The sequence below is a fragment of the Kitasatospora sp. NPDC059571 genome (assembly GCF_042735675.1).
GTDB lineage: Bacteria > Actinomycetota > Actinomycetes > Streptomycetales > Streptomycetaceae > Kitasatospora.
The window spans coordinates 10,455-22,817 of record NZ_JBHWBW010000080.1 but is presented as its reverse complement, the minus strand read 5'-3'; the positions used below and the strand labels follow the sequence as shown (position 1 = coordinate 22,817).

Here is a 12,363-nt window from a genome sequence, read left to right as displayed (position 1 = left end):
GCTCCCCCCCCCACCCCCTCCCCCCCCCCACCCCCCGCCCCTCCGGGGCGGGGGGCGGGGGCCCCCCCCCCCCCCCCCCCCCGGCTCCGGCAGGGCACCCGCGAGGCCGAGAACGATGACGACCGACGGCCGAGGGCCTCGTCCCCGTGTACGCGCCCCTACCGATTGCTGCGGAACCAGGTGGTCCCGACCGACGGAATCAGCCCGCGCAGTCCCGCCCGCACCCGAGCGGCCTTGACCGCCCGGGCGGAGCCCCCTTCGACGGCGGGCGGCGGAGCGTGCCGGGAGCCGACGGCATGGTGGTGGGCGCGTACGGACATCGAGTCGACCGAGGCGTACCAGCCGATCTTGCTGGCCGCGTCCGCCTCGGCCTGGACACGCTGGAGGAGCATCGCTGCCCACGGAGCCTCCCTCACGGTCCGGACCGTCGACGTCTGCCCGCTGTTCTGCGCAGCGGGCCAACTCGACCTCGGCCGGGAGGCCTCCACCAGGCTCGCCGACCTCTCGGTGGGCCGGCTCCCGATCGCCTGGACGCTGCTGAGCCCGGACGGGACGGGCGCCGTCTCTCTCCGTTACAGGACCGGATCCGGCAAGTGGTGGTGCGGAATCCGGGTGATCGGCCACCGGAACCCGCTCGCGACGCTCGAGGTCCGGGCCGGAAACGGCTGGCGGAGGCTGCCGCGCTCCGACGACAACTACTTCCTCTCCGCCGACGGCACAGGCTGCGGCGGCCCGATCCGGATCGCCGACGTCTACGGGGAACGGCTGACCGTCGACCGCATCGCTGTGCAACCCGACGTCGCCAAGCCCACCGGTGTCCCGTTCGTCCGGCATCGATCGTGAACCGACCGGCCCTGACGGAGCGTTGATTCTCAACGGGTGGTGAGCGTGCTACGTCCGTCCCCTTGCCCCGCTGGACTGCGGGGCGTTGCCCGTGCTCCCGGGAGGGCGGCCGTCGCATGCGCGGCGAGCATCTCCTCCAGGGCCAGCAGGGCGCGCGGGGCGTGCCGGGTGTCGAGGCGGACGGTGTAGATGAAGCGCGTCAGCTCCGGGCCGGCGAGGGGGCGCGCCACGATCCGGGTGTTGCCCGGTGGGAGGGCCAGCTGCGGCATGACGGCCACGCACAGACCGGCGGCGACGAAGCCGAGTACCGTGTTGAAGTCGTCGCCGTCGTAGGCAAGGCGGGCCTGGAAGCCCGGTGTCTTCGCCATCTGGGCGAGCAGTTCCAGGCGCAGCGCGGCCTCCGGGGCGGCGATCCACGTCTCGGACGCGAGGTCGGCCAGGTCGATGACGTCCCGGTCGGCGAGGGGGTGGTCGGCCGGGACCACCGCCACGACCGGGTCCCGTGCGACCGGCGTCCGGCGCAGTGCCCGGGGCGGTGGCAGGGGGATGAAGTCGTAGTCGTAGGCGAGGGCCAGGTCCATGTCTCCTCGCTTGAGCCGTTTGTAGCCGGCTTCGGGCTCCACCTGGGAGAGGCTGACCTGCACGTCGGGGTGGGTCGCCTGAAGTCGGGCCAGCGCCTGCGGGACGATGCGGGCGGCGGCGGAGGCGAAGGCGCCGAGCCGGATCCGTCCGGCGGTACCCGCGCGCATGGCGTCGAGTTCCAGGGAGGCCGCCGCCAATGCGCTCCGGACGCGCTGTTCGGCGTCGAGGAGGACCACGCCGGCCGGGGTCGCGCGCACGGGGCGGCGCTCGATCACTCGGAGGCCGGCGCGGCGTTCGAGTTCGGCGATCTGTTGCGAGACCGCGGGTGCGCTGTAGCCGAGCTCGCGTGCGGCGGCGTTGAAGGAGCCGTGCCGGACCACGGCTTCAAGGGTGGCGAGCAAACGGGGATCGAGTCTCTGCACGGAGTTAAGGCTCACTTATCTGTAGCGAAGACGTCTTTTCTTGTGCTTATGCATGGACGGCAGCAGGATTCTTGCTCGCGGCCGGATGCGCAAGCCTCCGCTCCCGGGTCCGCAGCCGTTCCTCACCGTCGTCGGGCGCGTCCGTCGCCCCCGGTGCCGTGCGCCCCTTCCGCCGTGACCCGCCCGTGCGCGCGGCCGTCGGGCGGACGCGCAGGGGACTGCCGTCGACGATCGACTTCCAGGCCTGAAAGGACGTGGCATGCCCAAGCCGCTCATCGGACTCACCACCTACCTCGCCGATGCCCGGTGGGGGGAGTGGGAGCTGCCCGCCGCGCTGCTCCCCGCGGCGTACGTCAGCTGCCTCCAGGCGGCGGGCGGCCGCGTTGTCCTGCTGCCGCCGGATGCGCCGGAGGCCGCGGTCGACGTCGTCGCGCGTCTTGACGCGATCGTCCTGACCGGCGGCGAGGACGTGGATCCCCAGTTGTACGGGGCGCAGCCGCACCCGTGCACGGGACCGCCGGTCCGCGAACGCGACCGATGGGAACGCGCCGTACTGGCCGCCGGCCTCGCACATGACCTACCCGTGCTCGGGGTGTGCCGGGGAATGCAGTTGATGAACGTGCACGCAGGCGGCACCCTCATCCAGCACCTTCCCGACGAGGTGGGGCACCACGGGCACAACCCGCACGGGGGCCACTTCGCCCCCCACGCCGTCACCACGGTGCCGGGGACGCGGATCGGCGCGCTCCTGCCGGGGACCGGCCAGGTCGCCACGCACCACCATCAGGCGGTGGAGTCCCTCGGGGCGGGTCTGGTCGTGGGCGCCCGTGCGGCGGACGGCACCATCGAGGCGATCGAGAGCAACCGGCACCGTTTCGTCGTCGGGGTGCAGTGGCACCCCGAGATGGCTTTCGATTCGGCCGTGGTGCACGCGCTGGTGGCCGCCGCCGGGACCACGGCGAACGCCGCTCCGGATCGCACCGCGGAGCGGAGGGCCCGTGCGCGGAGCGGTTCGCGGGACGTCGTGGTGTCGACGCCGGCCCCTTGACACCGGTGGGCTCCACCCTCCAAGATCAGCCCGTGAACCTGTCAGACAGCCAGACAGGTGGAGGGGTCCCGCGGCGCGTCAGCGCCATGGAAGCGGTCTTCGGCCACCTGCGCAGCGCCATCGAGCGCGGTGAGTACGCCGTGGGGGACAAGCTCCCCTCGGAAGCAGAGCTGTGCCGCACCCTGGAGATCAGCCGGCCCGTGCTGCGGGAGGCGCTCCGGGCCCTGCAGACGATGGGCCTGACGGTTTCGAAGACCGGCAAGGGCACCTTCGTCGTGGCGAACACGGTCGAGGACCCCACCTTCGGCGACTACGCGGCCAGCGACCTCCTGGAGGTGCGCCGGCACGTCGAGATCCCCGTCGCCGGCTACGCGGCGCTGCGCCGCACTCCGGAGGACCTGGACCAGCTGGCCCACCTGCTCGACCGGATGGAGCGGGAGACCGACACCACCGCGTGGGTGGCGCTGGACACCGTCTTCCACCTGGCGGTGGCCGAGGCCTCGGGCAATCCGGTCTTCCGTCGGGTGATCGAGGAGATCCGTGACGCACTGGCGCGTCAGTCGACCTTCCTCAACGAACTCGGCGGCCGGCGCGAGCAGTCCAACTGCGAGCACCGGGCGATCGTCGAGGCCCTGATCGACGGTTCCGAACACGACGCGGTGGAGGCCATGTCCCACCACCTCCGCCAGGTCGAGACGACCCTCACCGACATCGTGCGCCCCAAGCACACGGAGTCCCCCACGGAAGGTATACCCGAGGCGTGAGCGAGCAGTTCCTCAAGGACGAGAAGCGCCCCACGACCCGTCACGTCGACGCCGGGGACACCGGCTACAGCAAGTCCCTGAAACCCCGGCACGTCAACATGATCGCCATCGGCGGAGCGATCGGCACCGGCCTCTTCCTCGGTGCGGGCGGACGCCTCGCCGAGGCGGGGCCCTCCCTGTTCGTCGCGTACGCCGTCTGCGGCGTCTTCGCGTTCCTCGTCGTGCGCGCGCTCGGCGAACTCGTCCTGTACCGGCCGTCCTCCGGCGCCTTCGTTTCGTACGCCCGGGAGTTCCTGGGGGAGAGGGGCGCATACACCGCGGGGTGGATGTACTTCCTCAACTGGGCGACCACCGGCATCGCCGACATCACGGCGGTGGCCACGTACGCCCACTACTGGCACCTGTTCTCCGCCGTCCCGCAGTGGGTGATCGCGCTCGTCGCCCTGGCCGTGGTGCTCACCGTGAACCTCATCTCGGTGAGGATCTTCGGTGAAATGGAGTTCTGGTTCGCCGTCGTCAAGGTGGGTGCGCTGCTGGTCTTCATGGGCATTGCGATCTTCCTGCTGGTGACCCGGCACCCGGTCGACGGTGCCGTACCCGGCCCGTCCCTGATCATGGACAACGGCGGCGTCTTCCCCAACGGCCTGCTGCCGATGCTGCTGATCATCCAGGGTGTCGTCTTCGCCTACGCCTCGGTGGAACTCGTCGGCGTCACGGCAGGGGAGACCGAGGACCCCGAGAAGATCATGCCGAAGGCGATCAACTCGATCATGTGGCGTGTGGGCCTCTTCTACGTCGGTTCGGTCGTCCTGCTGTCGATGCTGATGCCGTGGAACGCCTACACCCCCGGCCAGAGCCCCTTCGTGACCGTGCTCTCCCACATAGGGGTCCCGGCGGCCGGCGGCGTGATGAACCTGGTCGTCCTCACCGCGGCGATGTCCTCGCTCAACTCCGGCCTCTACTCCACCGGCCGCATCCTGCGCTCCATGGCCGTCAACGGGTCGGCCCCGCGCTTCACCGCCCGGATGAGCCGCAGTCAGGTTCCCTACGGCGGCATCCTGCTCACCGGCGGCATGTGCGTCCTCGGGGTGGGCCTCAACTTCGTGGTCCCCGCCGACGCGTTCGAGATCGTGCTCAACCTCGCGGCGATCGGCATCCTCGCCACCTGGGGCATGATCATGGTCTGCCACCTGCTGTTCTGGCGCAAGACCCGCGACGGAGAACTGACCCGCCCCGGCTACCGCCTGCCCGGCTCGCCCTGGACCGAACTCGTGACCCTGGCCTTCCTCGCCTCCGTCCTGGTCCTCATGTACGCCGACGGCGGCGCCGGACGCACCACCGTCCTGTGCGTACCAGTGATCGCCGCGGCGCTGGCCGCCGGCTGGTACGCGATCCGCGGGCGCATCGCGCGCGCCGCCGCCGGGTCCGACGGCTGAGCCCGGGGCGGCCCCGGGAACCCCGTGACCCGCCACCCGTCCTCTCGGGCCCGCCGCCCGCAGGCACACGGGTCAGCAGTCCCCATCCACCACCGATCGAGGCAGCCATGCTCAGCAGTCCCCTCGCGGTCGCGCCCGCGATCCGCGAGCCCCACCACGCGCCAGTCGCCCACGTCACCCGCGGCGGCGTGGTCGAGGGCACCCACTACGGCTCCGTCGTCGTCCTCGGCGGCGACGGCGAGGTCCGGTTCCGCATCGGCGACACCGAGGCGGCCTGCTACCCGCGGTCGGCCCTCAAGCCGCTGCAGGCCGTCGCCATGGTGCGGGCCGGGCTACCGCTCGACAGCGACCTGCTCTCCCTCGCGATGGGCAGTCACTCCGGAGAGGAACGCCACCTCGCCGGCACCCGGCGGATCCTGGCGCTGGCCCACCTCACCGAGGACGACCTGCGCAACGTGCCGGGCCTGCCGTACGACCCGGCCGTTCGCGACACCTGGGTCCGCGAGGGCCGTCCGCCCTCGCGGCTCGCCCAGAACTGCTCCGGCAAGCACGCCGCGATGCTGTACCTCTGCGCGCTCAACGGCTGGCCCCCGCAGACCTACCTCGACCCGGCCCACCCGCTCCAGAGGGCGATCGCCGAGGTCGTCGAGGAACTCACCGGCCAGCGCATCGCGCACGTCACCGTCGACGGCTGCGGCACCCCGCTGTTCGCCGTCTCCCTGCACGGCCTCGCCCGCGCCGCCGCCCGGATCGCCTCGGCGTCGCCGGGCACGCCCGAGTTCCGGGTGGCGGACGCACTGCGCGGGCACCCGGAGATGGCCTCCGGTTCGGGACGGGACGTGGCCGCGCTGATGCGCGCGGTGCCGGGACTGCTGGCCAAGGACGGCTTCGAGGGCGTCCAGGTCGCCGCACTGCCGGACGGCCGCGCCGTCGCCGTGAAGATCGCCGACGGCGCGGACCGGGCGCGCGTTCCGGTGACGGCGGCCGCGCTGGCCCTCGCGGGAGTCGACCCCCGGCTGCTCCCCGGGTTCGCGGGGGAGCCGGCGACCGGCGGCGGCCGGCCCGTCGGCGGCGTCCGGCCGGTAGCGGCGCTGGACCCGTCGGCCCTGCTCGCCCCCGCGTGACCCGACCCGCCCCTCCAGGAAGAAGAGGACCGGCACACCCATGACCGCCGCCACCCGCAGCGAACACGACCTGCTCGGGGACCGAGACGTCCCCGCCGACGCCTACTGGGGCGTCCACACCCTGCGCGCCACCGAGAACTTCCCCATCACCGGCACGCCCATCTCCGCCTACCCGCACCTGATCGACGCCCTGGCCGCCGTCAAGGAGGCCGCCGCCCTCGCCAACGAGGAGCTCGGACTGCTGGAACCCGCGAAGGCCGGGGCGATCGTCGCAGCCTGCCGTGAGATCCGCGGCGGCAGGCTCCACGACCAGTTCGTCGTCGACGTCATCCAGGGCGGTGCCGGCACCTCGACCAACATGAACGCCAACGAGGTCGTCGCCAATCGGGCGCTGGAGCTGCTGGGCCGCGCCAAGGGCGAGTACCGGCACCTGCACCCCAACGAGGACGTCAACCTCGGCCAGTCCACCAACGACGTCTACCCGACCGCCGTCCGGATCGCGACGGTGTTCGCCGTGCGCGGGCTGCTCGACGCGATGGCCGTCCTCCAGGACGCCTTCGCCCGCAAGGCCGTTGAGTTCCGCGACGTGCTGAAGATGGGCCGCACCCAACTGCAGGACGCCGTGCCGATGACGCTCGGCCAGGAGTTCTCGGCGTTCGCGGTCATGCTCGACGAGGACCGCAGTCGGCTCGCCGAGGCCGTCGAGCTGATCCACGAGATCAACCTCGGTGCCACGGCGATCGGCACCGGCCTCAACGCCCCCGCCGGGTACGCCGAGTCGGCCCGCCGCCACCTCGCCGCCATCACCGGGCTGCCGCTGGTCACGGCGGCCAACCTGGTCGAAGCCACTCAGGACTGCGGTGCGTTCGTCCAGATGTCCGGGGTGCTCAAGCGGATCGCCGTCAAGCTCTCCAAGACCTGCAACGACCTGCGTCTGCTGTCCTCCGGCCCGCGGGCGGGCTTCGGCGAGATCAATCTGCCGCCGGTGCAGGCGGGTTCGAGCATCATGCCGGGCAAGGTCAATCCGGTGATCCCGGAGGTCGTCAACCAGGTCGCCTTCGAGGTGATCGGCAACGACATCACCGTCACGATGGCCGCCGAGGCCGGGCAGCTCCAGCTCAACGCCTTCGAGCCGATCATCCTGCACTCCCTGTCGGAGTCCGTCACCCACCTGAGTGCGGCCTGCCGCATCCTCGCCGAGCGCTGCGTGGTGGGCATCACCGCCAACACGGAGATGCTGCGCGCGACCGTCGAGAATTCCATCGGCCTGGTGACCGCCCTCAACCCGCACATCGGGTACACGGCCGCCACCGACATCGCCAGGGAGGCTCTCGCCAGCGGCCGGGGCGTGGCCGAGCTCGTCCTGGAGAAGGGCCTGCTCCCGGCCGGGACGCTCGCCGCCCTGCTGCGGCCCGAGGTGATCGCGGGAACCGGCACGGCCCTGGTCTGACCCCGGGCCGCGGTGGCGGAAGCCGTGGGCGGGTGCGGTCGTGCAGCGCCCGGCGCCCCTGTCGTGGGGTCGGGGCCGGGTGGCCGTCGCGGCGTCGGGGTGCAGGGGGATGATCTGGTCGAGGCCGACGACGTGGAGGACGCGCAGCGTGTTGTCGGGGACGGCGGCGAGTGCGATGTCGGCCCGTGGAGCGTGGGTGCGGGCGGCGGCCGGGGCGGTGATGCCGGCGGAGTCGCAGAACTCCATGCCGGCCAGGTCCGCCGCGAGCCGTCGGCCGGGCCTGAGGACGAGCGTGCCGAGCAGTGCCCGCAGGTCGGGTGCGGTGGCGTGGTCGAGTCCGCCGGCGATCTCCAGGACGGGGCCGGTGACACCGGTTCGGGTCGTTCCGGTTGCGTGCGACCCCCGCGGCATGCCGTCACTCCAACGACGACGGCAGGTTTTGTCATCGGATGGATGACGTGCTAGAACAGTGTCAGGTGAAGCGCACTGGCGCCCTGTGATCCCACGTGGAGGTGTTCCGCGATGCTGTTGCGCACCGACCCGTTCCGCGAACCGGACCGCCTGACCCAGCAGTTCCTCGCAACGAACGGGACGTGGTCCCGTCCCACGCCGATGCCGATGGACGCCTGCCGGGCCGGCGACGAGTACGTGATCTGCTTCGACCTGCCCGGGGTGGACCCGGAGGCGATCGACATCGACGTCGAACGGAACATGCTGACCGTCAAGGCCGAACGCCGCCCCCGCCACGAGGGCGAGGGCGTGAAGTGGGAGCTGTCCGAGCGCCCGCTCGGCGTCTTCTCCCGCCAGGTCATGCTCTCCGACACGCTCGACCCCGAGGGCATCACCGCCGACTACGACGCCGGCGTGCTCACCCTGCGCATCCCGGTCGCGGAGAGGGCCAAGCCCCGCAAGGTCGCGATCGGCCACAGCGGCACCCGCAAGCAGATCCGGGCCTGACCCGGCCCCGAGGCCTTCCCGCGCCGCCCCCGAGTGCCCTCAGCGGACGGCGCGGGACACCCCCGCCCCTTCGTCCGGCCCCTCGCGTCACGCACGGACCGGCCGGACACCGGGCGGCCCGTGCCGGAGCGGCGCCGGGCTGCGTTCCCGGTGCGGGGCGGTGGCGGGAACGGCCCTGCCACCGCCCCGCCCTGCCATGTCGTCCCCCGACCGGAAGGGAGCCCCCCATGTCCTCCCGGTACGGTCCGCACACCGGTGTGACCCCACCACTGCCGCGGATCACCACCACGACGGGATGCCCACCGTCCACGACGGCGTCCTCGCCGCCCCGGCCGACGTCGGCCCGCGCACCGGATGAGCGACGACCGATGGACGGGTCCCACCGGTACGCCGTCACCCTGCCTGGGCCGCCCGGTGGGCACCGGCCTCCCGAGGTCGTCGTCGTCCGCCCCACCGGCGAACTCACCGCCACGGGGGTGCCTGTGTATGCGGACGACGCGGGGGCCTTCCGGGTGGCGATCGAAGGGGAGGCGGCGAGGCCGCTCACCGTGTCACCGCGATCCGGCCGCCACACCTGCCTCCACGCCGTGCCGCTGCCCTGAGCGGGTGTCCCCGGCCCGCGTCCTGTGCACTCCTCCTTCCTCCGCGGCGTGCCGCCGACTGGACTTCCCGCCCGACGAGGACGGCTCCCTGCACCGGGGCGTCGACGTCGCGTGCCGGGTTCGCACCGCCCGGGGCCCGGTCGGTCGGCGTTCGAGGCGTCGAGATGGAGGGTGGCGCCGGCCGTGGCCCAGGGGCCGGGGAGGCGGAAGAACAGCCGGCTCCGGGAGGCGTTGACCGCGAGGTTCGCCCCGAGGCCCGCGGTGAGCCGCCGGCGCCGGGTGGCGTGGCTGCGGGCGAGAGCGCGTCCGCCTGCCGCCTGCCGGCCCCGGCGGCCGCAGGACCGTGCGTCGGCGGCCGTGCTGGAGGGTTGGAATCGCCCGCCCGGGCAAGCCGTATGTCCGAGGGCCGTCGAGGCGGTCCGTCCTTCCCGGCGGGTCGGACGGGGTTGGAGGTGCCGGCAGTGGCGGGTGTGAAGAAGGATCTCGTGTCACTCGCGGAGGTCGTCGAGTCGGTGGTGCCGGTCGCCGCCGAGGACGCCGTACGGGCGCGTGCGGTGGTGGAGCGGCATGCCCGTGACCGCGGTGACCTCCGGCTGCTCCTGCAGATGCTGGGCTTGGAGACCGGGGCGCTCGACGGCCCCGCCGCCCGCTGAGGACCGGAGCCCGCCTGCCGTGTTGGCGGGGAGACGGGCACGGCAGGCCCCTTCGGCGGGCACCGTGCGTTCACACCGTGGCGCCCGGTGTGACCGGCGTCTCGTGCGTGCAGGGCGTGGACCGTCCCCTCGGGACACGCCAGGACCGCCGCGGCCTCCTGCACCGCGCCGCTGCCGGCCCTCACCCCCGTCGTGCCGGGAGCCCCCCGGGCCGCCGCCCGGGTCCTGGCGGTGGTGTCGGTCGTCGGCGTGGGCCTGACCCGCGCGGCCCTCGGCGTGCACTGGGTGAGCGACGTGCTGGGCGGCTGGCTGCTCGGCCTCGCCGTCGTGGCGGCTACGGTGTGGGCGTTCGACGGCCGGCGGCGCGAGGGCGGACGCGGCACGCCGCCCCTCGCCGAGGGTCTGGAACCGGAACTCGGACCCGGCGGACCGCCCCGCCCGGAGGGCGCCGGACCCTGAGACCCCGTCCGCGGCCGGTCCGCACCCACAGCCCGGAGACCGCGCGGGGAACCCCGCACCGGTTGTGACGGCGGAGATCCGGGCACCTGGTCCTGGACGCACGGCGACGACCGGAAGGAGCGGAACGGTGGACCCGCAGAAGCCCGGACTCGGCGCGCTCGGCCGGGCGCGCGGAGTACCGGTCGCCGGACGGCGTGCTGGCCGCGGTGCTGTGGCTGTCCGATCTCGTGCTGCTCACCGGTGCCCGGTTCGGTGCCGAACCCGCCAGGGGCGGAGGGCGGCTCCGGCGGGGAACGGCGCCCGGGCCGGCTACCGGCCGCCGGACCGTTCGCGGGGGATCCTCTCCCCGGCCTCCACCGCGACCGGCAGCCGGTTCTCGGACGGCGGCAGCGGACAGGTGGCCAGGTCGGTGTACGCGCACGGCAGGTTGGTGGCCCGGTTGAAGTCGACGACCACCCGGCCCCGGTCGTCGGGCGCCGCGACGGACAACGCGCGGTTGGCCGGGTAGGTGGTCACGCCCGACGTGGCGTCGGTGAACAGGACCTGGAGGCTGCCGGGCCGGCTGCCGTTGAACGCGGTCAGCCGGTACGAGCGGCCGTCCGCCAGCTCGAACTCGATCTGCCCCGGGGCGTCGTAGACGTGCTGCAGCCCCTCGACCACCGCGCCGACGGTCACCGCGCGCGGTGCGTCGAAGGGGAGGTAGCGCCCAGTCACGGACCAGCGCGGGTCCGGCGTGTAGGCCGGGGTGTGCGTGTAGTTCAGGCGGAGCCCGTTGTCGGGGTGGCGCGGGCGCAGGATGTGGTGCCCGCCGCGCCTGGCGATCTCGATCACGGCGTCACCCGATCGGGCGAACAGGCTCACCCGTTCCGGGATCGTCCCGAAGTGGTGGTGCCCCTGCAACGCGGCGCCGTCGAGGACGAGTTCCTCGCCGTCGTCCAGCCGGACGCCGACGCCCTCCTCGGTGACGGACCACGCGCCGGGTGCGTCGGGGAAGCGCGTGGGTTCGTCGTCCAGCCAGTACAGGCCGGTGACGGCGAGGAATCCGTGGGGATCGGCCAGGGCCCGCTCGTGCGCGGCGTGCCACTCCTCCCACTGTCGGACGAAGTCCTCGTGGTCGTCGTTCCCGGTCGTCATGTCCGCTCCTGCGTGTGGTGGACGGGGGATCCGGTGGAACCGACCGGCCCGGCGGACCGGCGGCGTCCCGTGGTGGGTGTTGAGTCCGTGGGAACCCAGCGGCACCGTGTCATCGCCGCCCCCACTCCTCGGCCAGCAATGCGTGGGACCGCAGCCGGTCCGCGTGCCGGTGGGTGATCGTGGTGATGATCAGTTCGTCCGCGCCGGTGGCGTCGCGCAGCGTCTCCAGCCGGTCGGCGACCTGCCGGGGCGAGCCGACGAACTGGGTCTCGGTGCGGTCGGCGACCAGCGCCCGGTCCGCCGCGGTCCACCGGTGCGCACGGGCCTCCTCCGGGGTCGGGAACGGGATGGCGCCGTCGCCGCTGCGGATGCTGCGCACCCACGACCCGTACCCGGCGGCCAGCTCCCGGGCGGTCGCCTCGTCATCGGCCACCACGACGTCGGCGGAGACGCTCACGTGGGGGCGGTCCAGGACGGCCGAGGGCCGGAACGCGGCGCGGTAGGCGTCCACCGCCTCCAGCACGGTCGCCGGACTGACGTGGTAGTTCGCGGCGAAGCGCAGCCCGTGCGCACCGGCGACCTCGGCGCTGATCCCGGCGCTGCTGCCGAGGATCCACACCTGGAGGTCGGCGCCCTCACCGGGCACGACGTGCGCCTCGACGCCGTCCGCGGTGATGTAGGTGCCGTCGAGCAGGGCGAGGACGTCGGCGATCTGTTCGTCGTAGGGCTGGGACTCGGCGCCGGGCAACTGGAGCAGCTTCCGGTGCAGGGCGAAGCGCGGGTGGCGCAGCAGGTGCTCGTAGGAGAACGGAGCGGGGATCCGCAGGCCGTTCGGGCCGCGACCGGCGGTGACGGGCGCCGCGCCGGCCGGCGCGGGCCGGCGGACGCC

General features: G+C 73.3%; 12 protein-coding genes and 2 pseudogenes. 10 read left to right on the top strand and 4 right to left on the bottom strand.

The window, feature by feature from the left end; translation table 11 throughout:
- Positions 1 to 348: 348 nt before the first annotated feature.
- A complete protein-coding gene (locus ACFV0G_RS12435; protein ID WP_380545660.1) occupies positions 349 to 843 on the top strand; it encodes an expansin EXLX1 family cellulose-binding protein in 495 nt (164 codons plus the stop codon).
- Between the two features lie 29 nt (positions 844 to 872).
- Here ACFV0G_RS12435 and ACFV0G_RS12430 read toward each other — a convergent pair whose 3' ends face one another.
- On the bottom strand, positions 873 to 1,847 hold the full coding sequence (locus ACFV0G_RS12430; RefSeq protein WP_380545658.1) for a LysR substrate-binding domain-containing protein: 975 nt from the start codon (positions 1,845 to 1,847) through the stop codon (positions 873 to 875).
- A 259-nt stretch (positions 1,848 to 2,106) separates the two neighbouring features.
- Here ACFV0G_RS12430 and ACFV0G_RS12425 point away from each other — a divergent pair, with 259 nt between their 5' ends.
- The 5 genes from ACFV0G_RS12425 (at position 2,107) to aspA (ending at position 7,669) form a co-directional block, all read left to right on the top strand.
- Entirely contained in the window at positions 2,107 to 2,895 is a 789-nt protein-coding gene (locus tag ACFV0G_RS12425) for a gamma-glutamyl-gamma-aminobutyrate hydrolase family protein (RefSeq protein WP_380545656.1), read from the top strand.
- 86 nt (positions 2,896 to 2,981) lie between these two features.
- Complete coding sequence (locus ACFV0G_RS12420; protein ID WP_380545662.1) at positions 2,982 to 3,659, top strand: FadR/GntR family transcriptional regulator; 678 nt, start codon at positions 2,982 to 2,984, stop codon at positions 3,657 to 3,659.
- The gene (locus tag ACFV0G_RS12415; protein ID WP_380545654.1) at positions 3,656 to 5,095 is read left to right on the top strand and encodes an amino acid permease; all 1,440 of its coding nucleotides are present in this window, start codon (positions 3,656 to 3,658) and stop codon (positions 5,093 to 5,095) included. The genes ACFV0G_RS12420 and ACFV0G_RS12415 overlap by 4 nt, the downstream gene beginning before the upstream one ends.
- 107 nt (positions 5,096 to 5,202) lie before the next feature.
- A complete protein-coding gene (locus tag ACFV0G_RS12410) occupies positions 5,203 to 6,219 on the top strand; it encodes an asparaginase (protein ID WP_380545652.1) in 1,017 nt (338 codons plus the stop codon).
- A gap of 40 nt (positions 6,220 to 6,259) precedes the next feature.
- Complete coding sequence (gene aspA, locus ACFV0G_RS12405) at positions 6,260 to 7,669, top strand: aspartate ammonia-lyase (RefSeq protein WP_380545650.1); 1,410 nt, start codon at positions 6,260 to 6,262, stop codon at positions 7,667 to 7,669.
- Positions 7,670 to 7,762: 93 nt separating this feature from the next.
- On the opposite strand, the pseudogene ACFV0G_RS12400 reads toward aspA, so the two are convergent.
- A pseudogene (locus ACFV0G_RS12400) lies at positions 7,763 to 8,080 on the bottom strand (STAS domain-containing protein); the annotation flags it as partial.
- 111 nt (positions 8,081 to 8,191) lie between these two features.
- Here ACFV0G_RS12400 and ACFV0G_RS12395 point away from each other — a divergent pair.
- The 4 genes and pseudogenes from ACFV0G_RS12395 to ACFV0G_RS12380 all read left to right on the top strand — a co-directional run.
- Entirely contained in the window at positions 8,192 to 8,626 is a 435-nt protein-coding gene (locus ACFV0G_RS12395; protein ID WP_380545648.1) for an Hsp20/alpha crystallin family protein, read from the top strand.
- 227 nt (positions 8,627 to 8,853) lie between these two features.
- Positions 8,854 to 9,228 (top strand): DUF6296 family protein, encoded by a 375-nt coding sequence (locus ACFV0G_RS12390; protein ID WP_380545646.1) that lies wholly within the window; start codon positions 8,854 to 8,856, stop codon positions 9,226 to 9,228.
- Positions 9,229 to 9,713: 485 nt separating this feature from the next.
- Positions 9,714 to 9,881, top strand: coding sequence for a hypothetical protein (locus ACFV0G_RS12385; protein WP_380545644.1), 168 nt, complete (start codon positions 9,714 to 9,716; stop codon positions 9,879 to 9,881).
- 129 nt (positions 9,882 to 10,010) lie between these two features.
- Positions 10,011 to 10,340 (top strand): annotated as a pseudogene (locus ACFV0G_RS12380) (phosphatase PAP2 family protein); the annotation flags it as partial.
- Between the two features lie 309 nt (positions 10,341 to 10,649).
- Here the strand turns inward: ACFV0G_RS12380 and ACFV0G_RS12375 are convergent.
- Positions 10,650 to 11,474: a DUF1684 domain-containing protein gene (locus ACFV0G_RS12375; RefSeq protein WP_380545642.1), complete on the bottom strand. Its 825-nt coding sequence runs from the start codon at positions 11,472 to 11,474 to the stop codon at positions 10,650 to 10,652.
- Positions 11,475 to 11,583: 109 nt separating this feature from the next.
- Positions 11,584 to 12,363: LLM class flavin-dependent oxidoreductase (locus tag ACFV0G_RS12370; protein ID WP_380545640.1), on the bottom strand; the 780-nt coding region annotated here is incomplete at its 5' end.

What these genes read in the sequence shown, in the direction of transcription:
- ACFV0G_RS12425 (WP_380545656.1), top strand. Translation starts at nt 2,107, where the DNA reads ATGCCCAAGCCGCTCATCGGACTCACCACCTACCTCGCCGATGCCCGG.
- ACFV0G_RS12420 (WP_380545662.1), top strand. Translation starts at nt 2,982, where the DNA reads ATGGAAGCGGTCTTCGGCCACCTGCGCAGCGCCATCGAGCGCGGTGAG.
- ACFV0G_RS12410 (WP_380545652.1), top strand. Translation starts at nt 5,203, where the DNA reads ATGCTCAGCAGTCCCCTCGCGGTCGCGCCCGCGATCCGCGAGCCCCAC.
- aspA (WP_380545650.1), top strand. Translation starts at nt 6,260, where the DNA reads ATGACCGCCGCCACCCGCAGCGAACACGACCTGCTCGGGGACCGAGAC.
- ACFV0G_RS12395 (WP_380545648.1), top strand. Translation starts at nt 8,192, where the DNA reads ATGCTGTTGCGCACCGACCCGTTCCGCGAACCGGACCGCCTGACCCAG.
- ACFV0G_RS12390 (WP_380545646.1), top strand. Translation starts at nt 8,854, where the DNA reads ATGTCCTCCCGGTACGGTCCGCACACCGGTGTGACCCCACCACTGCCG.
- ACFV0G_RS12375 (WP_380545642.1), bottom strand. Translation starts at nt 11,474, where the DNA reads ATGACGACCGGGAACGACGACCACGAGGACTTCGTCCGACAGTGGGAG.